This is a genomic window from bacterium SCSIO 12696, assembly GCA_024397955.1.
In the GTDB taxonomy this organism is placed as follows: Bacteria; Pseudomonadota; Gammaproteobacteria; order Pseudomonadales; family Porticoccaceae; genus SCSIO-12696.
Genome location: CP073744.1, coordinates 1278093 through 1302267 on the forward strand (window position 1 = coordinate 1278093; position 24175 = coordinate 1302267).

At 51.1% G+C, this 24175-nt stretch carries 19 protein-coding genes; all 19 read right to left on the reverse strand.

The window, feature by feature from the left end; translation table 11 throughout:
- Positions 1 to 40 precede the first annotated feature (40 nt).
- Entirely contained in the window at positions 41 to 2158 is a 2118-nt protein-coding gene (locus tag KFE80_05860; protein UTW46404.1) for a S9 family peptidase, read from the reverse strand.
- 156 nt (positions 2159 to 2314) lie between these two features.
- The gene (locus tag KFE80_05865) at positions 2315 to 3640 is read right to left on the reverse strand and encodes an Nramp family divalent metal transporter (GenBank protein ID UTW46405.1); all 1326 of its coding nucleotides are present in this window, start codon (positions 3638 to 3640) and stop codon (positions 2315 to 2317) included.
- On the reverse strand, positions 3633 to 4214 hold the full coding sequence (locus KFE80_05870; protein UTW46406.1) for an HD domain-containing protein: 582 nt from the start codon (positions 4212 to 4214) through the stop codon (positions 3633 to 3635). Before KFE80_05870 ends, KFE80_05865 begins: the two co-directional genes overlap by 8 nt.
- 38 nt (positions 4215 to 4252) lie before the next feature.
- Positions 4253 to 5068: a methyltransferase domain-containing protein gene (locus tag KFE80_05875; GenBank protein UTW46407.1), complete on the reverse strand. Its 816-nt coding sequence runs from the start codon at positions 5066 to 5068 to the stop codon at positions 4253 to 4255.
- A 171-nt stretch (positions 5069 to 5239) separates the two neighbouring features.
- Positions 5240 to 6139, reverse strand: coding sequence for an ABC transporter permease (locus tag KFE80_05880; protein ID UTW46408.1), 900 nt, complete (start codon positions 6137 to 6139; stop codon positions 5240 to 5242).
- Entirely contained in the window at positions 6136 to 7104 is a 969-nt protein-coding gene (locus tag KFE80_05885) for an ABC transporter permease (protein ID UTW46409.1), read from the reverse strand. The genes KFE80_05880 and KFE80_05885 overlap by 4 nt, the downstream gene beginning before the upstream one ends.
- Complete coding sequence (locus tag KFE80_05890) at positions 7101 to 8126, reverse strand: dipeptide ABC transporter ATP-binding protein (protein ID UTW46410.1); 1026 nt, start codon at positions 8124 to 8126, stop codon at positions 7101 to 7103. The genes KFE80_05885 and KFE80_05890 overlap by 4 nt, the downstream gene beginning before the upstream one ends.
- Positions 8113 to 9114, reverse strand: a complete 1002-nt coding sequence (locus tag KFE80_05895; protein UTW46411.1) for an ABC transporter ATP-binding protein — start codon at positions 9112 to 9114, stop codon at positions 8113 to 8115. The genes KFE80_05890 and KFE80_05895 overlap by 14 nt, the downstream gene beginning before the upstream one ends.
- Entirely contained in the window at positions 9111 to 10817 is a 1707-nt protein-coding gene (locus KFE80_05900; protein UTW46412.1) for a peptide ABC transporter substrate-binding protein, read from the reverse strand. The genes KFE80_05895 and KFE80_05900 overlap by 4 nt, the downstream gene beginning before the upstream one ends.
- Positions 10818 to 10858: 41 nt before the next feature.
- A complete protein-coding gene (locus tag KFE80_05905) occupies positions 10859 to 12604 on the reverse strand; it encodes a peptide ABC transporter substrate-binding protein (GenBank protein UTW46413.1) in 1746 nt (581 codons plus the stop codon).
- Positions 12605 to 12625: 21 nt separating this feature from the next.
- Positions 12626 to 14341, reverse strand: a complete 1716-nt coding sequence (locus KFE80_05910; protein UTW46414.1) for a peptide ABC transporter substrate-binding protein — start codon at positions 14339 to 14341, stop codon at positions 12626 to 12628.
- A gap of 39 nt (positions 14342 to 14380) precedes the next feature.
- Positions 14381 to 16054, reverse strand: coding sequence for a peptide ABC transporter substrate-binding protein (locus tag KFE80_05915; protein ID UTW46415.1), 1674 nt, complete (start codon positions 16052 to 16054; stop codon positions 14381 to 14383).
- Between the two features lie 39 nt (positions 16055 to 16093).
- Positions 16094 to 17875 carry a type II toxin-antitoxin system prevent-host-death family antitoxin gene (locus KFE80_05920; protein ID UTW46416.1) on the reverse strand — a complete coding sequence of 594 codons (1782 nt, stop codon included), beginning with the start codon at positions 17873 to 17875 and terminating at the stop codon, positions 16094 to 16096.
- A gap of 33 nt (positions 17876 to 17908) precedes the next feature.
- Positions 17909 to 18991: a hypothetical protein gene (locus tag KFE80_05925; GenBank protein UTW46417.1), complete on the reverse strand. Its 1083-nt coding sequence runs from the start codon at positions 18989 to 18991 to the stop codon at positions 17909 to 17911.
- On the reverse strand, positions 18966 to 20387 hold the full coding sequence (locus KFE80_05930; GenBank protein ID UTW46418.1) for an MBOAT family protein: 1422 nt from the start codon (positions 20385 to 20387) through the stop codon (positions 18966 to 18968). Before KFE80_05930 ends, KFE80_05925 begins: the two co-directional genes overlap by 26 nt.
- 287 nt (positions 20388 to 20674) lie before the next feature.
- The gene (gene dfrA / locus KFE80_05935) at positions 20675 to 21148 is read right to left on the reverse strand and encodes a trimethoprim-resistant dihydrofolate reductase DfrA (GenBank protein UTW46419.1); all 474 of its coding nucleotides are present in this window, start codon (positions 21146 to 21148) and stop codon (positions 20675 to 20677) included.
- 160 nt (positions 21149 to 21308) lie between these two features.
- Positions 21309 to 21887 (reverse strand): superoxide dismutase [Fe], encoded by a 579-nt coding sequence (gene sodB / locus KFE80_05940; GenBank protein ID UTW46420.1) that lies wholly within the window; start codon positions 21885 to 21887, stop codon positions 21309 to 21311.
- A gap of 121 nt (positions 21888 to 22008) precedes the next feature.
- The gene (gene groL / locus KFE80_05945) at positions 22009 to 23655 is read right to left on the reverse strand and encodes a chaperonin GroEL (GenBank protein ID UTW46648.1); all 1647 of its coding nucleotides are present in this window, start codon (positions 23653 to 23655) and stop codon (positions 22009 to 22011) included.
- 49 nt (positions 23656 to 23704) lie between these two features.
- Positions 23705 to 23998, reverse strand: a complete 294-nt coding sequence (locus KFE80_05950; GenBank protein ID UTW46421.1) for a co-chaperone GroES — start codon at positions 23996 to 23998, stop codon at positions 23705 to 23707.
- Between the last annotated feature and the right edge of the window lie 177 nt (positions 23999 to 24175).

The window sequence follows — 24175 nt, forward strand, 5'->3', positions numbered from 1 at the left end:
TGACCTCAGGGTATACACAGAAAACCGAGCGGTAACAAAATCAGTTTCCCGTAGTGACGGCTGACTGATCAGCCATTGCCGTTCCTTCTGATTCTTCATCCTTGTATTTATCGAACCAGGTCAAAATGTAACCGATTTTTCTCGCCAGATTGGAAGGTTTGGCAGCAATGCCGTGATACGCCCCCTGAATACGCACCAGTGCACTTTCGACGCCCTGCAAACGCAAGGCACCGTAGTATTGTTCGCTTTCGCTCATGGGGGTGCGCACATCCAACTCACCAGTTAACACCATGGTGGGTGTGGTGACATTGCCAACCAGTGACAAAGGTGAACGCTGCCAATACTGACGGTAGTCGTTCCAGGGCAGATCGCTAAACCAGTAGCGAGTCATAAAGGTATAGATGTCAGAGGTGCCGATCATACTGACCCAGTTAATCACTGGTTTGGCGACCACAGCGGCTTTAAAGCGATCGGTCTTGCCAATAATCCAAGCGGTCAAAACACCACCGCCGGAACCACCCGTAACGAACAAGTTGGTTTCGTCAACGTAACCTTTGGCGATCACTCCATCTACCATATCCATCAAATCGTCGTAGTCCTGGGAGGGATAGTTTTTGTCAATCAAGTTGGCGAATTCGCTGCCCATCGAAGTGGAACCGCGCGGGTTGCCATAAACCACCACGTACCCCGCTGCCGCAAACATTTGTACTTCTGTTGAGTATTCAGGGCCGTAAGCTGTGTGAGGACCACCGTGAATCTCCAGAATCAACGGGTACTTTTTAGAGGGGTCGAACTCTGGGGGTTTTACTACCCAAGCCTGCAACTTGCGGTTATCAACACGGCTGTTTACAACCATTAGTTCGGGCTTATTAATGGCCTTGTGATCGAATAAATCGCCGTTGAGATCCGTGAGCTTGGTGACTGTGCCACGTTTGTCCACCAACGCTAAATCCGCCGGCCTGTCGCCACTGGAGTGGGTGTACACCAGGTTGCCGCTGTCAGTGACGTCGTAATGGCCAGACGTGTAAGGTCGGCCAATACTAATGCCGCCTAATGCATCGGTTTTATCAGTTATTTGCCCAGACAAACTGGCGTAGGCCACATGCTTTTTGCCCTCTTTGTCGTAGCTGAAATAGATGCCTTTACTGTTTTCTGCCCATTTGATATTGCCGACAGAACGATCTAAATCCGGTGTTAATCGCTTAATACCGCTGCCGTCCGGGTTCATTACATAGAGTTCGGTAATTTGATGAGACTGACCGTTATCCTCAAAACCGGTAAAGGCCAGCTTGTTGCCATTTGGGCTTATCTTGGGGTTGCCCTCTGGGCCACTGGTGCTGGTCAGTTTGGTGATCTCACCATTCGCCAAATTGATTGCCAGCAGATCGCTGTTAAAAATGTCGAAGTCAAAATCCTGACGAGTGTTGGCAGAGACAATAATTTTTTTGCCATCTTTGGTCCAGGCCAGTGAGCCGGAATAATCGTGGGCACTAAACGTCATTTGCCGTGGAGTACCGCCAATAGTTGGTACCACGTATACCTGCATATTGCCGGGTCGGTTCATGCCCGCCCCATCCCGTTGAAACAGGGTTTGGTCGATGTATTGTGCGTTGTCGGCCCACTGAGCGCCTTTCGGCTTGAATGATATGTCAAAAGCCGGTTTTTGCTTGCTCGGCGTGAACATGGCAAACGCCAGCTGTTTACCGTCTGGGGAAAAGCTCAAACTTGTCGGGCTCATGGCCACGTCAGTCACTCGAGCGGTGTTACCACTGGCAACGTCTCTGACGTATATCTGTACTTTACCTTCTTCACTAGACAGGTACGCCATACTCGCCCCATCCGGCGAAAAAACCGGACTGAAATGATTTTTCGTGTTCGACAGGAGCGGCATATGCTTTTTACCATCCGACGACACAGTCCATAAATTCCGGCGCAATCGGTCGGTCATAATGTCCATACTGCGGCGCTCATAAACCACGGTTTTACCGTCGGGCATAACCACCGGGTTGGCCGCATACTCCAATCCAAAAATATCTTTGTAGGTAAGAAGGCTGTCGTTGAGTGCTGGTGTTTGTTGGTGGTCTGCTATGCAATAAGTTGCAAGCGGTGTACTGATAAAAAGTGCCAATGCAACTTTTGTGATAAAAGCTTTATTCATGAGGCTTTACCTTAGATTTTTTTAACTCTTGGCAAGACAATAGTTTACATGAAGGGCTAACGATTTGATCCAGAGTTATGCTAGCAGCACTCTTCATTATCTCCACAAATCCAAGCCTGATTCTATATAATTTAGAGCCACGTGCCTCTTTAATCATTAATTCTGAAAAGAGAAGTACAACGTTGCCGCGCTAACCACGGTTACCAGTACCAGTGCAAGATACAGAAAGATCTTCGCCGGAACTCCAGGACGAAGCTCAGCAGGCAACAGCTTTTTCTCCAGATAGAGTATTCCCAAAATCAGAATCGGGCCAGTTAGGGCCGTGTTGATACCGCCAATAATAATCAACAGCAACGGCCTTTCGAAAGTCAGGTACAGAATTAAAATATAGAAAGGCCAAAAATAACCAAACCCGCGAATAAGCTTTTGTCGCAACGCTGCATCGTCCCGCACCATGCCAGTTTCTATCAGGTAGTCCGGCAACAGGCGAGAAAGTCCACCGAGCGCGCTAAGTACCGTCGAGAACAACACCATAAAAGCAGCGACCAGAAACAAGTCTTTCGCCCATGACCCTAACACCTCGGAGTACATAGCCGAGAGCACGGCGATCATCGTACTGTTATCCGGCACAGTCCCCATCTTATGTAGCACCGCTGCACCCAGCAGGTAGAACGGCACCGTCGCCAGAGTGAGCAAGATCAACGTCAGCCAAACATCTGTGCGCAAAACCCGCAGCCAACCCTGGGCTCGTGCCAGCCGATCTGGCGTTGTGGAATCGCCAATATTTCGCCCATAACCTTTGTCCAGGCAAAAATAGCTGTAGGCAACGGTTTCCTGACTATTGACACCCGTGTAACCGAATACAGCCAAAGCGAGGGACAAATAAATAATATCGAAATCAACGGATTGTGCATTAGCAATCTCACTGACTGACATCGCATACTCGGTAAATTGCAAGGCAGTCGAGCAATACACAGTTATGACGGTAAACGTGCTGACGAGTACAAGCAATAAAGTTTCGAGCAACCGGTAGGAACCACTGCCAAGAATCATGGACGTGACGATGGCTATAGATACTGCTGCAATTGTGTTTGAAACGCCCGGTACTATCAGGCTCATGGCCTGCGCAGTACCGCCAAGAATGCCGCCGGCACCCAGCGCGCTAATCATGGTCGTCAGCAATAACAACCAGATAATCCAGGACGCTCGTTTGTGCTTGCCGGGTAAGGTTCCGGGCACATGATTAAAAGCATTCAGGTAAGTCTTATCGCGAACAATGCAGATTTTGGCCAATTCTGCCTGGACGATGGATTTGGACCAGCACGCTAATAACAAAAACCACAACAGGCCAAAACCGACAGCAGCACCCAGCGAAGAAGTCAGAATCAGTTCACCGGAACCGACAATACTGCCAGCAACTAGCACACCGGGGCCCAGGTGCCGCAATCGGCCGAGAAAAGTAGAAGGTGCAGCCCTACTCACTAACGTCACCAAGCACCTTTTTGTATAGACTCTGCTTGGGTACTGCAATCACCTTTCTTACCATTGGGGCGAACAGGTCAAGAGACAGCTTAGGTCGTGAATTATCGAATGCAATGTTGTCGTACTTGGCAACAAATCGTTCGGTACGTTCGTAATGCTCAGAATCTTTGAATTTATCCCGCATATTACGATCGACACCAAAATGATGGAAAAAGTTATACCCCTGAAAAATAGCGTGGTGTTTTATCATCCAGTAATTGGCGTCGGAAACAAATGGCCGCAAAATCTCTGCTGCCACATCCGCATGGTTGAAGCTACCCAGGGTATCGCCGATATCGTGCAATAAAGCACAAACTACGTACTCATCATCTTCCCCAGCTTCTGCGGCAAGCTCTGCAGTTTGCAGACAGTGCTGCAAGCGGTCTAAAGGAAAACCACCACAGTCGCCATGAAGCAATTGCATATGCTGCAGAATTCGATCCGGCAAGCCAGCCATGAATTTTCTCTGCTCACCAACAATAATCTGCCAGTCTTCTTTGGTGCTTTCGGTAAACGATTTGAAGTTTGTTTTCATGCCCGATCTCAATTCTTTGCGCACAACAATCCTTGCGATTACGGCTTCACCCCACACACCATAAAACTGGCCACCACACAGAAAAAATGTCCGGCCTCCGCTGACCGCTCCATATCGGCAATCCAGGTATTTGCCTCTTCTTCGGTTAATAGTCCCTGCTCTTGCATAATCAGTGCCGCATCGGGAAAGCGCCCGACTTTTTTAGCCCGTTCAAAGTTTGTGCTGGCGCTTAGTCTTGGCGAGGAGATTACGTCTTTTAATCCGGCTTCTTTGAATAAACGGTAATTTTGTCGACCGGCCCAGGGGTTGCGCACACGGCTGTTCATAAAAGTTAGAATTTTTTCGGTGAGTTTTCTGTCACTTCCGTCAATCATGCGGCCGCCGTAGTCCGGGTCGTTAATCAAAATTTTGCCGCCGGGGCGGGTAACTCGAATCATCTCTGCCAGCACCGCTTTGCGGTCTGGCAAATGTTGGAATACCCGGTCTGCCCGACAGCCATCAAAACTGTTATCGGGAAATTCAAGAGCTTCGCCACTTCCCTGAATGAACTCCACATGCACGCCAGCCTGCTGCGCTTTTTGCTGGGCTTCAGCAATCATTACGGCGCTGTTATCAACACCCACAACACGGCCACTGGGGCCAGCGATCTTTGCCAGTTCTATGGCATCGTCACCGGTGCCACAACCCAAATCCAGGTAGCTGCCACCTTCTCTGGCACCCATTACTTCGTAGCTCTCGCGCTTCCTTTGCTGGGTGCCTTTCATGGCAGTAACTGTATCCAGGTATTCGACAAACTCTTGCGCCATTGGCGATCTGTCTACTTCGCTCCAGTGATAAAGGTCGGTCTGTGTCATTATTTATACCTCGTTAAGTACATCTCATTTAATCAATGCCACTCCCGCGCAAGCGAGATAATTTCTCTACCGTCATCCCCGCGAAGGCGGGTATGCATAGACCACCGTACTGATACGCCCTCGGCAGTTTTTCCACCATGGATCCCCGCCTTCGCGGGGATGACTTACCGATTAATATTCTGCTTTGGGATCAAAAGCATCCTGCAAACCATCCCCCAAAAAGTTAAACGCAATAACGGTGATAAAAATCATCAGGCCGGGGTACACCGCCTGCATCGGCGCTTCCCAAATAAGCTGCTGGGCGTTGGTGAGCATATTTCCCCAGCTGGCCACAGGCGGCTGAATGCCCAGGCCGAGAAAGCTGAGCGCCGATTCCACCAGAATCACCCCACCAATGGAGAGCGTAACGGCGACAATAATCGGGGATAAAAGATTGGGCAGAATATGGTGGAACATAATGTCTTTATGGCCAGCACCAGCACCTTTGGCGGCCATTACAAATTCCCGTTCCCGCAAACTCAGGGCGGCCCCGCGCACCAGGCGTGCCTCGCCCGTCCAACCCAATAGGGCGACGATAAACACAATGCGATACAGGCTGACACTTTCTGATTGCACCCAAGCATCGGGCAAACCCAATTTACTCAGGTCGATAGCGGCAATCACAATCAACAGGGGCAAACCCGGTAAGGCGATAAAACTGTCGGTCATGCGCATTAAAAACGCATCCACCCGGCCGCCAAAATAACCCGCCGCCAAACCGATCACGGTACCGATAACCACCGAAAACACCGCCGCCGTAAAGCCTACAAACAGAGAAACACGGCCGCCGTACAGCAAGCGCAAAAACAGATCACGGCCCAATTCGTCGGTACCCAGCGGATGAGCCAGCGATGGCCCTTGCAAGCGGTTTAATAAATTCACATCGTTGGCACCCACTCCCATCCAGATTTCAAACAGGGGTGCGCTCAAGGCCAGCGCAATAAAAAGCAGTAAAATGAAACCGCTGGTCATGGCCAGTTTATGGCGAGTGAAGCGGCGCAGCGCCAACAATAACGGGGAATTCTGGTTCATGCGGCAGCACCTCCTTCGCCAATCACAATGCGTGGATCAAGCTTGGCATAGCAAATATCCGCTAATAGATTGCCCAACAGGGTGAGCACCGTTGCCAACAGTAGTGCCGTCAACGCCAGGTTAAAGTCGTTGCCCATGATGGAATCAAAAATTAATTTGCCCATGCCGGGCCAGGAAAAGATGGTTTCTACAATCAAGGCACCGGAAAACAGGGAACCGAATTCCAGCGCCAGAATGGTCACCACCGGAATCATGCCGTTGCGCAAACCGTGGCGCCAAATCACTCGCCACTGGCCGGCGCCTTTGGCTCTTGCGGTACGAATGTAGTCTTTGCGCAACACTTCCAACATGGAGGCGCGCACAAAGCGCGAATAGCTGCCAACATTCAGAATCACGATAGTGGCCATTGGCAACACCATGTAACGAAATTGCTCCAGCAAGCTGCTACCCGCCGGGGCAGTGCCCCCTGCCGGTAACCATCCCAGGGTGACACACAGCAAGGTCATCAGCATCAGAGCCAACCAAAACGAAGGCAACGATATACCGGCAAACGCAAACAGGTTGATGCCGTAATCCAGTACCGAGCGTGGTTTTGACGCAGCCATTACACCCACTGGAATAGCAATGGCGATGGCCACAATAAATGTGGTGCCCATCAAAACCAGGGTATTCACCAGCGCCGGGCCGAGCACATCCAATACCGGCTGGCCGAACAACCGTGAATAACCCAGCTCACCAGTGAGCGCTCTGCCCAGCCAGTTCAAGTAGCGTTCATAAACCGGCACATCCAGGTGATACAACGCTCGTAATGCCGCTACATCTTCCGGGGTCATGGTGGGGTCTTCACTGGCCAGAATATCGATGGGGTCGCCGGGCATCAGGCCGATCAAACCGTAAATAACGAACGACATCAGTAGAATAACCACCAATGACTGGCCGCAACGGGCCAACAAATATTGCCTCATAGCTGAACCACCTCCTCAATAACGGTTTGCTCCACAACCTGCTCCGCAAAGTGGCAAGCCACCTGGTGAGTACTGGCTGAATCCGCCACTTCCAGTGCTGGCATAGTCTTACGACACTGGTCTTGAGCTTGTGGGCAACGTGGGTGAAATGGACAGCCCTGGGGCGGGCTGATGGGGCTGGGAGGGTCGCCGTGTAAAACTTTGCCAATTTTGCTTTTGTTGGGTACCACACCGGGCACCGAACTGAGCAGAGCTTGTGTGTAAGGGTGGCGAGGGTTCTGGAACAGGTTGTCCCGTTCGCCAACTTCAACAATTCGCCCCAGATACATCACCGCCACCCGATCTGCCAGGTGATGAACCACCGCCAAGTCGTGGCTGATAAACAGATACGTGAGGTTAAATTGTTCGCGCAGGTCTTTAAGCAAATTCAATATCTGGCTTTGCACCGACACATCCAGCGCCGACACCGGTTCGTCCGCCACCACAAAAGCCGGGTGCAGAATCAGCGCCCGGGCAATCACAATGCGCTGGCGCTGGCCGCCGCTGAATTCGTGGGGGTATTTGCGCAGGCTGCGCTCTGACAACCCCACTGCTTCCAGTAACTCCACCGCTTTTTCCCGTCGCAGCTGGGCATTGTCACTGGAAAAAAATTTAAGGGGTTCGGTAAGAATGGCTTCGATGGTATGGCGCGGATTCAGAGACGACATTGGATCCTGAAAAATCATCTGCACATGGCGGCGCAGGGGTTTTACCTGCTTGGCGGTTAGTGCCGCAATATTCTCACCCTTAAGGCTCAAATCCCCTTCACTGGGCTTATAAAAAAGCGACAGCATTCGCCCCAGAGTGGTTTTACCGCAACCACTCTCCCCCACCAATGCCAGAGTTTCCCCGGCAACAATATCCAGGCTAACGTCCGTTACCGCGTTAACGGTTTTTTTCTGCCAGCCTTTGCCGGTGGCAACACGGGTTTTAAAGCGTTTGCATAAACCGCGAGTGGAAACCAACACATTATCCGTGGGCATGGCCGACCCCCTGTTTGCTGGAATCCAGAACATGGCAAGTAGCCGTATGGGTTTTGCTCAACGCCAATCTTTCTGGCCGCTGCTTGCTGCAACAGTCCACAGCCACTGAACAGCGTGGCGCGAAACAACAACCGGGCGGGCGTCGCCGTGGGCCAGGTACGCGACCGGCAATGGCCGGTAAACGATCCAGGCTGGCATCAATTTGAGGGGTGGTTTGCAAAAGCGCCTGGGTATAAGGGTGTTGTGAGTTGAGCAAAATTTCGCTGGAACTGCCCTGCTCAATCACCCGCCCCGCGTACATCACCGCTATGTCATCCGCCATGCGCGAGACCACGCCAAAATCGTGGCTGATAAACAAAATCGCCGTGCCCAGTGTTTCCTGCAAATCGTGCATCAGGTCGAGAATTTGCGCCTGAATAGTCACATCCAGTGCGGTGGTCGGTTCATCGGCAATCAGAATTTCCGGCTCGCAGGCCAGGGCAATGGCAATCATTACCCGCTGACGCATACCGCCAGACAACTGGTGGGGGTAATTCGCAGCGCGGCAAGCGGGGTCGGGAATACCCACCTTTTCCAGCATGGCAACCGCTTCTTTAAGCGCGGCTTTTTTTGTCAGCCCCTTGTGCAGAATCAGCGCTTCCGCTACCTGAGCACCTACCGGGAACACTGGATTCAGCGCACTCATGGGTTCCTGAAAAATCATGGAAATGCGGTTGCCGCGAATTTTTTGCAGCTGGGTATCACCCATGTTTGCCAGGTTATCGCCCTGCAAACAAACCGAGCCGGAAAGGATTTTCCCAAAGGGTGGCAACAGTTGCAGCAAAGCAAAAGCGGTGAGGGATTTACCGCAACCACTCTCCCCTACCAAGGACAGGGTTTGGCCCCGTTCCAGGGTAAAGGAAACATCCTCCACCACTCGCACCAAACCATCATCGTTATCGAAACCGATACTCAGGTTATCGACTCTGAGCAAAGCGTTATCGCTCATGGCTCCATACTCCAATCTTCTACCCACACTGAGCAGGGAGTAATATGCCCGGACGCTCGAAAGCCTTTTAACCCCAAGGGCAAAACGTGAATCTTAGGACGCCAAAAAAGAGGAATATCCGGTAGTTCGTCAGTAAGAATTGATTGGATAGCTCTCGTCATCTGGTGGTATTTTTGAGCATCGAGTTCCAGCAAATGAGCGATTACCAACTCATCCACCTGGGCGTTGCGATAGCCGCCATGGTTCATTCCAGAAAAACCATTTTCGTCGGAAGGAATACTCTCAGAATGGTATCTGTGCTTGTAGAGGTGATGCGGGCTGTAACCAACCGCACCGAGCGCCAAACCAGGAAATTTGCGTTTGCGTACCGTCTGGCCGAAAAACACCCGCTGCGTTTGCGTTGTCAAACGCAGGTCTACCCCAACGTCCCGCCAGTAACTCTGTATGGCCTGGCGAATCAGGTCGCGGGTTTTATCGCCACTGGCACCGCCGAGTTCCAACTGCAAAGGTTCGCCTTTGTTGTTATAGCGAATGCCACCTCTAATCTCTGTCCACCCCGCTTCTTCCAACAAAGCGATTGCACGGGATTTGTCGTAGTCGTATTTGTGAACGCCTTCGGGGACCGGTTTGTTATAGCGAATGTAACGCTCGTGCCCTACCGGTTGTTTGCCGTCAAATAATTGTTCGCTGATCTGCTGCCGATCCAGTGCGTAGAGCAAGGCTTTACGCACTCGTTTGTCGCTGAGGATGGGGTTATCCATGTTTACCAATAAGCGTTCCAGAAGAACCCCATGAGCATAAAAAATATTAAATTTTTCACCGTGGCGTTTTTCAAAAGAAATCGCCTGATCGATTTGCAGCCCCCCTGCACCACCGGCAATCATATCGATGGTTCCCGACACCAGGTTCGCCTCCAATGCCGCAGAGTTTTCAATGGCCCGAATGGTGATCTTGTCAAAATAAGGTTGTTTCCCGTACCAATGGGGGTTGCGCTCCATCACCAGTTCATCCCCTAGTGTCATTTTGGTAATCACATAAGGACCATTCCACAACGCAGGGTTTGCGGGCTCTGCCGAGTAATAACTGTTGTCGAGGTAAGTCTTGGGGTCGCGTTCAAAGATTGCCCGTTCAAGTCGAGCATTAAGGGGCTTCAGGGGTCTATGATCCTGGTAGTGATAGCCGTCTTCAGCGGAGTGAAGTACAAAGGTTTTGTCGTCTATTATTTCAAAACGGGAAAATTGTATGTAATAGCCATGGGCTCTGTGACCAGTGGATTTATCGCGCCCCACTTCCCAACGCAATTTAAAATCTTCACTGGTTATGTGTGAGCCATCACCCCAGCGGGCTTCCGGATGAATATGAAAGGTTTGGGAAATATCTGTCTCCCCGTTGGCTTTTTGATTCAGAACCGCCAGGCCGTTTTCAAAACTGGGAAGCGTGGTACACAACGTGCAGAAAACTTTGTCTTTATCATCAAAAGTCGTCATACCGCGCAAAATAAAACCGGATATATAACCGGCGTAGCCCAAGGGCCTGGTACCAGGAAATTGTCCGATGCCGATGCGCAGGTGTTTCTCACTCGCCACTTCAGGTTTTACTGCATTCGTTTTAACTGTTTCACTTTTGTCGCTACAGGCTGTCAGTAATAACAGCGCAAGCAGCGCTGCACCTGATCGGCAGAAAGCTCTTCTGTTATTACGCATATTTTTCTCCTGTGCGGCTATTGCTAGCCGAGAACCTGAACTTATTGCCAACGCCACTCTTCAATCCAGTTGGTATCCGGGACCTTGTGGCCAGAAGCGCGAAAACCTTTTAATTGCAGCGGTAACACATCAACCCGTGGTCGCCAATAAAGCAGCAGCACCGGAACTTCCTCGCGAATGATCCGCATGATTTGCTCTGCGTACTGCCGGCGTTTGGCGGCATCCAACTCCTGTTCATAGGCTTCAACCAAGCGGTCCACTTCTGGGTTGTTATAACCCATAGCGTTTTTACCACCGTCGTAGGATGAAGAATGGACAGGGCGATACGACCTGTCTGCAGTCGGCGAGGTACCCATTAACGACAGTGCCTTGAAGGCACGCTTACGCATTGATTGGCCGAAGAAAACGCGAGCAGTCTGGTTCTTTATTCGCGCATCCGCCCCTACCGCTTTTAGCTGAGCCTGGATAGCCTGTTGGATAAGCTCGCGGGATTTGTTGCCACTGGTGCTGAGCAATTCAAATTGCAGAGGCTCGCCGGCACTGTTGTGGCGGATGCCATTTTTAACGTTGTCCCAACCGGCCTGTTCGAGCAGTGCAATCGCTCGTTGCGGGTCGTAGTTGTATTGGGGCACACCTTCTGGAACTGAGTCATACCTACGGTCCCCAATATGGGCGACCGGTTGCTTGCCGGCAAAGAGTTGCTGATTTATCCCTTCACGGTCCAGCGCGTAGAGCAGCGCTTGACGCACTCGCTTATCGGCAAGTACCGGATTTTTTTTCATCTGTACAATAATGAGTTCCAGCAACGCCTTGTGGGTGTAAAGAACCTGGTAGTCGCTGCCATGACGCTTTTCAAAGGAGATCCCCTGGTCAATTTGCAGGCCGTTAGACTGACCGGCAATCATGTCGATGCTACCAGACAGCAGATTGGCCTCCAGCGCTGCGGTGTTTTCAATGGCGCGCAGGGTCACGCTGTCAAAATGGGGTTGTTCACCGTACCAGTGGGGGTTACGAACCAGGGTTAGTTCGCTACCTGGAGTTACTCTTTCCAACCGATAGGGGCCGTTCCATAGGCCAGGATTGGTGGGGTCGGTGGTATAGAGGCTGCGATCTTTGTATGTCTCTGGATCCCGCTCGTAGATAGATCGCTCCAGCCACGAGGGAATGGGCGGCATCAACCAGAGATCGTTAAAGCTGTATTTAATCTCATCGTAGTGCAGCACAAAGGTTTTATCGTCTACCACATCAAACTGGTAAATAGGCTCGAAGGCGCTGGGAGCAATGCTGCCCACGTCAAGGTTGCGGCCGATTTCCCAGCGCAGCTTAAAGTCCTCGGCGGTAACCGGCGTACCATCGCCCCAGGAAAATTCCGGGTGAATCTGAACAGTCACCGCAATGCCAGGTTTGCCATCCGATGTGGCTTCCAACACCGCAAGACCATTTTCAATAGTTGGCAAAGTCACACAGGTGCGGCATACCAGCTCGCTCTTGTCGTCATAAATCGTCAGCTCGCGGAGCATAGGCGCAACCGCATAGGTTGAGGACATCATGTTTGTGAAAGAGCGGTGCAAGGTATTGGGGTACTGACCGATGCCGACGGTTAGGTGTGTTTTACCGGTTGTTTCAGATTTTGCCGCACTACCGTTGGCAGTTTTACTTTTTTCACTACAGGCGGTTAGCGACAGCAGGAAGACAAGTCCAAGGCACATTGGCAGGATACCTGGAAACAGCTTGGAGTCGTCATTTCCGCGAAGGCGGGGAGCCATTCCAAAGTCATTCGCTTTCATCTTTTTCACCCTCAACATTTTTTACTCCCAGCGCCATTCTTCAATCCAGTTGGTGCTGACCACAAAATGGCCACTGGCTCGAAAACCGGTCAACTCCAGGGGTAGCACATCAACCCGTGGGCGCCAATAAAGAGGCAAGTGGGGCAGTTCATCGGTGTAAAGCTGGTTTATTTGCTCGACCAAAACCTGACGTTTTTCGGCGTCTATTTCTCGATCGTACATATCGGTGAGTCGATTCATTTCGGGATTATTGAAACCACCCCAGTTACCTCCCTGAAAGCCGTTATCGGAAGAACCGATGGATTGGGAATTCAGAAAATTGTGGTAGGGCGTGTCTGCCATATTGGGCACTCCCAACTGGGCCAGTCCGGAAAACTTTCTTTTAACCAGCGTCTCGCCTAAAAAAGATCGCGCCGTTTCATTGCTAATGCGCAGATCAATCCCTACGTCTTTAAGCTGGGCCTGCAAAGCCTGTTGAATCATTTCGCGGGTTTTATTGCCGCTGATGCTGTTCAGGCTAAGTCTCAGTGGCTCACCTTGGGCGTTATGACGAATGCCATTTTTTATATCGCTCCAGCCTGCGGCTTCCAGCAAGGCAATAGCACGATCTTTGTCATAGTCGTATCGGGTAACTTGTTCGGAAACTTTTTGGTTATAACGAATGGCCAGGCCATGTGCCGGTGGCTGTTTACCACCAAAAATTTGTTGGTTCAGTTGTTCGCGATCGAAGGCGTACATCAATGCCTTGCGAACCCTTTTGTCTGCCAGAATGGGGTTGCTGTGGTTAAGCGGCATAGCTTCGTAAAGCACGCCCAGGGTATAAACCACTCGATGCTTGTGGCCATGGCGTTTTTCGAAAGACAGCCCTTGATCCACCTGAAAGCCACCGGCCTCGCCAGCCACCACATCGATAGTGCCAGACAGCAGATTGGCCTCCAGTGCCGAGGTATTTTCGATCGCCCGCAATGTGATTTTTTCAAACTGCGGCTGGGTGCCATTCCAGTATGGATTTTTCGTCATGACCAATTGATTGCCAAAGGTGATTTCTTCAAGCAAATAAGGCCCATGCCAAAGTCCGGGGTTAAGCGGCTCTGTTACATAGAGGCTGTTATTGCGGTATTCAAGGGGATTTTCTTCAAAAATTGGTCGTTCTAAGTGCGCTGGCACCGGCATCATTTCCTTGATGTAGTTGTAGCTGAAAAAAACCTTATCCAGATGCAGCACAAAAGTTTTGTTATCGACAATGTCGAACTGGTAGATAGGCGCAAAATCCGAGGGGCGTTTGGCCCCTACTTTGGGGTTACGACCCATTTCCCAGCGCAGTTTAAAATCGTCAGCCACTAACGGCGAGCCATCGCCCCAACGGGCATCCGGCTGAATCTGGAAAGTAACCGCCATACCAGGTTTGCCATCCGGTGTTTGTTCCAGCTTCGCCAGGCCATTTTCCAGAGTTGGCAAGGTGACGCAGGTACGGCAGACCAGTTGCATATTGTCATCGTAAATAACTGGCCTGCGCACTAGAGGCGACAGTGCGTAATGGTCTGCGGTCATGCGCCAGAATGCACGGTGCAAGGTTGACGGGTATTGGTTAATACCGATGACCAGCTGTTTTTTAATCGGGTTTTCTGAGGCCTCATGTTTAGTGGCTTCTTGCTGGCTATCGCTACAAGCGGCCAGCAACAACAGCGTAAGCAACGGTGTTATCGCCTGGCGGAACGTGCTTTTTTTATCACGCATATCTTTACCCCTTGCAGTTTGTATTGATTAACCGGGCATTTATTCCCAGCGCCACTCTTCTGCCCAATAGCTGGTGCCAATAAATCGGGGGGTACGAAAGCCTTTCAGGTTGCGGGGAATCACCGTGACTCTCGGTTTCCAGAACATCAGGTACGAGGGCAGGTCTTCGTTGATTAACTCTTCAATGGCGAGCTCTGCCTGGCGGAACTCGGTTTCCAGCAAAGCGGCTTCTTGAACTTCGATCAGGCGGTCCATCTCGGCGCTCTTGTAGCCACCTCTGTTATAACCGCTGTAATTATTTTCCGGCGTGGGAATAGCAGACGAGTGAAATATGTTGCGATAAGTCCAGTAGGGGTACACAGATCCACTTTGCAAAGAAAGGCCAGTAAAGAGGCGTTTTTTGCGGGTTTCCCCAAAGAACACCCGCGCAGTCTGATTGCGAATACGCAGATCAATGCCCACTTGCTTGAACTGACCCTGCATCCACTGTTGCAGCAATTCACGGGTTTTATTGCCGCTGGCAGTGGCAATTTCCAGCTGCAATGGCTCGCCCTTACTGTTGTGACGAATGCCCTTTTTTAGTGTTGTCCAACCGGCCTCATTCAAGAGTGCAATGGCTCGCTCGGGATCAAATTGATACTGACGCTCAAAGTTTTCACCGGGCCGAATACCTATCGCCGGTGGCTGCTTGCCATCAAACAACAACTGATTAGCCTGGTCGCGATTCAAGGCATGCAACAATGCTCTGCGCACCCGAACATCTGCCAGAATCCGGTTGTCCAGATTGACGTCCATGTATTCGACTATCACATTTTCTGCGTACACCACCTGGTAATTTCGGCTGTGGCGTTTTTCAAAGGAAATTCCCTGATCCGCCTGCAAGCCAAAACCAATCATATCGACGGCACCGGAGAGCAGGTTGGCTTCCATCATTGAGGTGTTTTCGATAACTTTGAGCGCAATCTCATCAAACTGCGGCCGCTTACCTTGCCAGTGCGGGTTACGCGCCAAAATAAATTCCTTTCCTGTTGTGAGAGATTTCAGCACATAGGGGCCACTCCAGAGCGCTACGTTAGTAGGCTCGGTTTTGTACAGGGTGTTGTTTCGATAGTTGCCTGGATCACTTTCAAAAATTGGCCGTTCCAGTTTTGAATTAATGGGGAATAAATCGCTGATGTTGTTGTATCCATAGGCAGCATTTTTGTAGTACAAAGTAAAAGCCCGATCATCGATCACTTCAAACTTTTCGATACTTTTAAACCAGCTGGATCGATTAGCGCCTGTGTCTGGGTGACGGCCAATTTCCCAATACAACTTAAAATCGTCGGCGGTCACCGGGGTGCCATCTCCCCAGCGGGCGTCTGGCTTGATGCGAAAAGTGACCGCTATTCCACGCTCGCCATTCTCCCGGTTAACCACTCTGGCCTGGCCATTTTCCAGCGTGGGAACGCTGATACAGCTGTTACATTGCAGCTGCCCCTGATTGTCGAAATACACCGGTTGGCGCAACGTAAAATTCAATGCGTACTTGGCAACGGTTTGCCGGAAAAAAGAACGATGAACACTGGTCGGGTACTGGCTAATGCCGATGCGAAAGTGTTTTTTATCGGCACTGTCCGAAGAGCTGGCAACGCTGAAAGTACTTAATCCCGAAAGCACCATTGCCAAAGCAAATATTTTGCAGCAAGTGTTTTGCGATTTTTTGATAGTCATCTTTTTCTCCTTTGCAACTGCATTTACCGGTTGGTACTGCTATTCCCGGTACCATTCCTCGACCCTGCTGCTATTGCCAACCCCGTAACAATTGGGCTGAAAACCTTTTAACCAGGAGGGAATAATGTTGACGCTGGGCCGCCAGAACAGAGGGATAATCGGCAACTCCTCGAACACGATGCGCTGAATCGCCACACCCAGATGACGGCGTTCATCGCCGTCCATGGCAGCATCAAATTCCTCGATCAATCGGTCGACTTTTTCATTGCTAAAGTCCGCCAGATTATTTCCAGCAAAGCTGTTCACTGCGCTGGGTACAGAAGAAGAGTGATAGAGGTTTCGATATTGAAGGTCGGCACCAACCCCAATGCTATTGAGGGCCAGCGCGGGAAATTGCCGCTTCGACATAATCTGGTTGACGTACAAGGTTGTGGTGTAGTTCTGGAGGTGCAGGTCAATGCCTATTTTCCTTAACTCCATTTGCATCCACTGCTGCACCAATTCATGCTCTTTATGCCCAATGGCAGACACCAGCTCCAGGCGCAGCGGCTCGCCCTGCTGATTGTGGCGAATACCTTGTTCGATGGAATTCCAGCCCGCCTCTTCCAGCAGCTGAATCGCTTTGGCCGCATCAAAGTCATAACAGGGAACACCCTCGATAACCTTTTCGCTGGGGTGGCCGTTAGCAATGACTTGTTTGCCAGAGAAATAATCCTGATTAAATTGCGTCCTGTTCAAGGCATAGAGCAATGCCTGGCGCACTCTGACATCCGCGAGGATCGGATTGTCCAGATTGAGCCTGACGTTCATCAGCAGTGCGCTTGTGCCAAACAACACTTTGAAGTCGTGGCCATGCAGCTCTTCCACGGCAAGCGCCTGAATGGTTTGCATCCCGTATCCCGCCACATCAACGGCGCCCGACAGCACCGCACTTTCCAGTGCGATTACATCCTCTACGGCAAGAACTCTGATGCGTTCGTAATGGGCTTGCTTGCCAAACCAATGGCGGTTGCGAACCAGAATGTATTCGCTGCGGGAAACCACGGTTTCGAGGCAAAACGGCCCATTCCACAACGCCGGGTTGGTTGGTTGGGTTCGGTACAGTGAATTCTTTTGATACTCGACCGGGTTGCTTTCAAACACAGGCCTTTCCAATCGCGCATTCAGGGGTGTCAAAGGGCTTATATCGCTGAACTCATTTACAACCCCCTTAAAGTGGAGAACAAAAGTTTTGTCATCCACCTGCTCAAAGCGCTCAATACGCTGAAACCAACTTTTGCTGCGAATATCCAGATCCGGGTGGCAGCTGATTTCCCAGCGCAACTTAAAATCGTCGGAGACGATGGCAGAACCGTCACCCCAACAGGCCTCCGGAATAATGCGAAAAGTAACTGCCATGCTGCGCTGGCCATCGTCATGGGTGATGATATTGACGTCGCCATTTTCCAAGGTAGGCAGGCTGACGTACCTTTTGCCATGAAGCTGCCCATCACTGCCGTAGCGCAGCGGCGGGCGCATGATAAAGGCTTGCAAGTAAGCGTCCGTCATCTGGCGGCCAAAAGAGATATGCAGCGACCCCGGGTATTGGGTGACGCCGACGGTTATCTGTTTGTTATCCACCGCAGATGCTTCGGCCTGCGGCGCAGCGCTCTGCTCGCTTTGCTGCTCGGTCTGGTAGGCCAGAAATGCCTCAAAATCACTGGCCGATACCACATAAGCCGCCGCCTTGTTATAGCGTTTGATGCATACCGGCCCGTGCTGGGCTTTTAGCAGCACTTCACCGAATTGGTTTTGGGCATCTTTTGAGCTGTAGGTTTCCAACGTTTTTTTCCTCGTACTTCTATTGCTTGCTATTTACTTTTTGTGTGAGCTGTTGGCGGCGTTGAGTTTTTCCATCAAGATAGCTGCCAGCTCCGCCGTATAGGGCGCCGCATCGTCTGAATGCAGATGTGACCATTCCGGAATACGAAAGCCCTGTAGTTCGGAGTGATCTTCAAAGTGAATACCCACGGTATTTGTTTCTTTTAGCAATCTGTCCCAGTGGGTTTTCCTGGGTAGGTTTTCGCGCTCAAAATCCCGGTAAAACTCCGACGAGGGCGAGCGAACAAAAACCACATCACCGCCACGGGCGCGTATTTTTTCAATATCAGCACTGATGCCTGACAGAAAAGCATCCATATCCAAGGCGGGCTGCCCTCCTTGCGGCGCCTGCAAAAACATCGCCCAGGTGTTTTCTGCATAAGTCTGGTAGTAATCCAGATCTTCCACTTTCCAGAACATTTTGTTGTTGCGGTCGACATCGGTGTCTCTGAGCTTCCACACCGGGTTGCCAGGAGGCCTCACTCCTTCCGGATTTTCAACGCGGATTTTTTCAATCAGGGAAAACAGCGGAAACGTGTCGTTGTCGTAAAACGCCAACTGTGGCTCAAGCAACATACTGATGCGCTGCCCCGCCCACTGGGATGGGCTTTCATCCCGGTAATAGTCAGTGGTATCTCCAAGCAGGCCGGCCTTTTCTGAAAAGAACAATTCCGGTGTCACCCCCACGATCAACAATCCGGAAAAATCGTCGTCAGCCGCCAGGTCCCCCAGAAAAGGCCTGGGGTTGGTACCCACTAGCGCCAGCATCACCGGGCGCACGCCAGTGACTTGTTGGTAGGTATCCAGATCCAGATCGAAAAGAATGCGGCTGGAACCAACCACCGCTACTTCAGCTTCGCCGCGATCCACTTTGCGCCGCTCTATAGACCACAGGCCGGGGCTGTCGATGTAATAACCGGTCTCATACCCCCAAATCACACGAGCGTTGTATTCCCAGGCAGCAATCCCGAAGGCCATTAATACCAACCCCAGAATCAACGCCTTTTTCCAGGGTATTTCAGGAATGGGCCGGTCTTCGTAGGAATAGGGATCAGAATTGGAAGTAGATGAACGCATCGCCGCCTCCCTGTGTGATGATGATGAAAAACAACATAAGCCCCCAGACAACACCTACCAGTGGCCAGGGTGCTTTTTGTACGACGGCCTCGACGGAGGTATCGCGCATCCGCCAGTGAATCGCCACCATGGCAATGGTGACCACCAACACCTGAACGATATACACGGTAGCCAGTACGTTGGTGCCATCCGGGTTAAACCCAAACATGGATTTGACCATCGAAAACGCTTTGTCAAAGCTCTGCGCCCGGAAAAACACCCAGGTGATATTGATAAAGAAATAGGTAACCAGCGCCAGAAAAATGCGAAACAAGATAGTCTTGGCAATTTGTGCGCCTTTGAATGTGGCTTTCAGCCAGCGCTCTACCGCCAGGTACAAGCCATGCAAACCACCCCAGACCACAAAGGTCCAACTGGCACCGTGCCACAGACCACCCAGCAGCATAGTTGCCATCAGGTTGATGTAAGTGCGCACCGGCCCGCGCTTGTTGCCGCCCAGAGGAATGTATAAATAATCCCGCAACCAGGTAGACAGGGAAATATGCCAGCGCCGCCAGAAATCGGAAAAGCCAATGGCCGCATAGGGAAAACGGAAGTTGGTGGGCAGGGAAAAACCCAACGTCAAACCAACACCAATGGCGGTGGTGGAATAGCCGGCAAAGTCGGAAAAGATCTGCCCGGCAAATGCCAGCGTACCCAGCCAAGCATCGCTAAAGCTCAATACCGCATCGCTGCCAAACACCGCATCGGAGGCCGGTGCCAGTGCGCCATCGGCAATCACCACTTTCTGGAACATCCCCAGGGTGATCAGCCCCAGGCCCCAGATAAACATGGACTTGGTGGCTTTGCGTGCTTTTTCAAACTGAGGAATCAAGTGCGTGGGCCGCACAATAGGGCCCGCTACCAACTGCGGGAAAAAGGTAACAAACAGGGCAAAGTCGAGGAAATTTTTCGCTGGCTTGGCCCGATTCAAGTAAATATCCAGTGAATAGGCCATGGTCTGGAAGGTGTAGAAGGAAATACCCACCGGCAGAATAATGCTCCAGTCCGGTACTTGGTAGTCGATGCCAAACAGGCTCATAAAGGCCTGCCAGTTGTGCAGCAAGAAATCGCCGTACTTAAAAAAGCCGAGAATGCCAAGATTGGTGGCCAGACTGAGAACCAGCAGCAACCTGCGCCGGGACTGAACCTTTTCCACATACAGCCATTTCGCCACATGCCAATCCACCAGTGTGGAAATCCACAACAAAATAACGAAAGGCGGGTTCCAGGCGGCGTAAAACAGATAACTGGCCAACAACAGATTGAATTTCTTCTGCCGCCAGGAAAACGGCAGGTAGTGCAGCAGCAGAACAATTGCGAAAAAGACGATAAAAGTCAGTGAGTTAAATAGCATCCATCACCCCCACTGCCCTATTGATTGGTGCGTTATACGGGCGCACCGGTTGTAACAAATGGTCTTTCTGGGTTTTGGCTTTTTTTGTTGTCAGCTCCATTCTTTTGCCTATCTTAGCCAAGTTAGGGAATATAGCTAAGATAGGCACATTTTCTCAAAATTGCCATTTTGGCCATTAAAAAACCCTGACCGGTTTTGCGATCAGGGTTTTGAAAACCATAAAAAAGCACTAAAAATCAGAAAGTTAGAGCTCTAAAAAATTACTTTCAATGACTTACCTTCGGAACTTAGTCCTTACTCCAAATTTGATAGCTGTAATTTATGTTAGAGACGAAATCTTGAGTAAAAACCTGCCTGAAATTTTCTGGAATCTCAGGGAAATAAACATCGCCCTCTGGCTCAACATCAATAGTTGATATATGCAATGTATCAACTTTATGAATCAGGTTTTTGTATATTTGCCCGCCACCAGAAACAATCACATGATCTGTTATAGCCTCAAGACGATTCAATGCCTCCTGAATAGATGGAAACACCAAAACATTCTCATTATTTGATGTGAAGCCAGAGCGGGTTACAACCGCATACTTTCTATTTGGCAATGCACCCATAGACTCGAACGTCTTGCGACCGATCAACAGCCACTGGTTATAGGTAAGCGCCTTAAACAGTAACTGCTCCCCTTTAGCGCTCCATGGAATATCTGGGCCATTCCCAATGACTCTATTTTTCGATATTGCAGCCATTAATGATAGCTTCACAGTATTTCCTCAAACATTTAAATATCGCGCTTAAAAAAAGCATTGCCTCTTATTCGAAGCCAGCCATCTGAGTATAGAAGCACTTTACAGAAGTTACTAAAGTCACACAGAAAAGCCCCGACTGCTTTCACAGTCGGGGCTTTTTTACAGGCATCAGCAATCAAGCAAAATTGCTGTTCACAAATTCCCAGTTCACCAAATTCCAGAACGCACCCATGTAAGCCGGGCGAGCGTTGCGGTAGTCGATGTAGTAGGCGTGCTCCCACAGGTCGACCGTCAGCACTGGGGTGTCGTCGCCAGTGAGCGGGGTTTCTGCGTTACTGGTGTTTACGATGGCCAGGGAACCGTCGGCTTTTTTCACCAACCAGGTCCAGCTGGAACCGAAGTTGTTGATGGCGCTGTTGGTAAATTCTTCTTTAAACGCGTCGAAAGAACCAAAGCTGGCGTTGATAGCCTCAGCAATAGCGCCAGTGGCTTCGCCGCCGCCGTTGGGGCTCAGGCAGTTCCAGTAGAAGCTGTGGTTCCAGATTTGCGCGGCGTTATTGAACACACCACCGGAGGAAGCTTTAACAATTTCTTCCAGAGTTTTGCCTTCAAACTCGCTGCCGGGCAACAGGCCATTGAGCTTGTCCACGTAGGTTTTGTGGTGCTTACCATAGTGGTATTCCAGGGTTTCGCTAGAGATGTGCGGCTCCAGTGCGTCTTGTGCATAGGGCAGCGCGGGCAGTTCAATACTCATGGCTTTGTCCTTATGGGTGAGGTGGTTTAAATGTGGCTATTAAATGCTGATTCAGGTAAAGATTATGTGAAAAAAAGCCCCGACTGTTAAGAGCCGGGGCTTTCGAGCCAAGTGGCTGGGCTTACATCATGCCGCCCATGCCACCCATTCCGCCCATGCCACCCATATCTGGCATGGCTGGGGCGCTTTCTTCTGGCTGATCGGCAACCATGGCTTCTGCGGTAATCATCAGGCCAGCGATAGAGCCAGCGGCCTGCAGTGCAGTGCGGGTTACTTTGGCGGGGTCGAGAATACCCTGCTCGATCATGTCTACGTATTCGCCGGTACCGGCGTTGAAGCCGAAGTTACCTTCACCCTGCTTGATCTTATCAACGATAACAGAGGCTTCTTCACCAGCGTTGTCGCAGATTTGACGCAGTGGCGCTTCCATAGCGCGACGGGCCAGACGAATACCTACGTTCTGGTCTTCGTTGTCGCCGGTCAGGCCGTCGATAGCTTGTACTGCACGGATCAGGGCAACACCACCGCCAGGCACCACGCCTTCTTCCACCGCAGCACGGGTGGCGTGCAGGGCGTCTTCAACGCGGGCTTTCTTCTCTTTCATTTCCACTTCGGTGGCTGCACCAACCTTGATTACAGCAACACCGCCAGCCAGCTTGGCTACACGCTCTTGCAGTTTTTCGCGATCGTAGTCGGAAGAGGTTTCTTCGATTTGCGCACGAATCTGGTTAACACGGGCTTCGATAAAACCGTGGTCGCCAGCGCCATCAACGATGGTGGTGTTCTCTTTGCTCATGGTCACGCGCTTGGCTTGACCCAGGTGCTCCAGAGTGGCGGTTTCCAGCTCCAGACCCACTTCTTCAGAGATCACAGTGCCGCCAGTCAGAACGGCGATGTCTTCCAGCATGGCTTTGCGGCGGTCGCCGAAGCCAGGGGCTTTACAGGCAGCAACTTTCACAATGCCACGCATGTTGTTCACAACCAGAGTGGCCAGCGCTTCGCCTTCTACGTCTTCAGCAACGATTACCAGCGGCTTACCGGCTTTGGCAACGTTTTCCAGCAGCGGCAGCAATTCGCGGATGTTGGAGACTTTTTTGTCCACCAGCAGGATGAAGGGGCTCTCCATCTCAACGCTCATGTTGTCTTGGTTGTTGATGAAGTAAGGAGACAGGTAGCCGCGGTCGAACTGCATACCTTCTACAGTGTCCAGCTCGTTTTCCAGACCGGAACCTTCTTCAACGGTGATGACGCCTTCTTTACCAACGGTTTCCATGGCTTTGGCGATCATGTCACCCACGGCATTATCGCTGTTGGCGGAGATGGTGCCAACCTGGGCAATGGCGGTGGAGTCTTCACAAGGTTTGGCCAGCTTGGCCACTTCTTCCACAGCGGCGGCAACCGCTTTGTCGATACCGCGCTTCAAGTCCATGGGGTTCATGCCCGCAGCAACAGACTTCAGGCCTTCGTTGAGGATGGACTGAGCCAGTACAGTGGAGGTGGTGGTGCCGTCACCGGCTTCGTCAGAAGCTTTGGAAGCAACTTCCTTAACCATTTGCGCACCCATGTTCTCGAACTTGTCAGCCAGTTCGATCTCTTTAGCCACGGATACACCGTCTTTGGTCACGGTGGGAGCGCCGAAGGATTTGTCCAGTACCACGTTGCGGCCTTTGGGGCCCAGGGTCACTTTAACGGCGTCGGCCAGTACGTTAACGCCAGCCAGCATTTTCTGGCGAGCATCGTCGGCAAATTTCACGTCTTTAGCCATGATGATTTCCTTTTAATTCTCTCTGATTGATCAGTGTTTTGTTACGTCAAGATCAGGCTTCGATAACGCCGAAGATCTCGCTTTCGTTCATGATGATCAGCTCTTCACCGTCTACGGTTACGGTGTTGCTGCCAGCGTAGGGGCCAAATACCACCTGATCGCCTACCTGTACGGATACCGCACGCACGTCACCGTTATCCAGCACCTTGCCAGCGCCTACGGCCACAACTTCACCCTGGTTGGGCTTTTCTTTGGCAGCACCGGGCAGCAAAATGCCACCAGCGGTTTTTTCTTCCTCTTCCTTGCGGCGTACTACCACGCGGTCGTGTAAGGGACGAATTTTCATCTTGGTTGTCTCCAGCTTTAGCTTTTAAAACAATCAGTTAGTTGGGTTAGTTTGTAAGTAGCGCGTGAGTCTACCCCCGCGATGTAACCCTATGTGGTGGCACCCTGAACAAAATCAAGGGTACCGACACAAAAATTTGAGCCCCGAAATACTTGGGACAAACAATAGATAGGGACA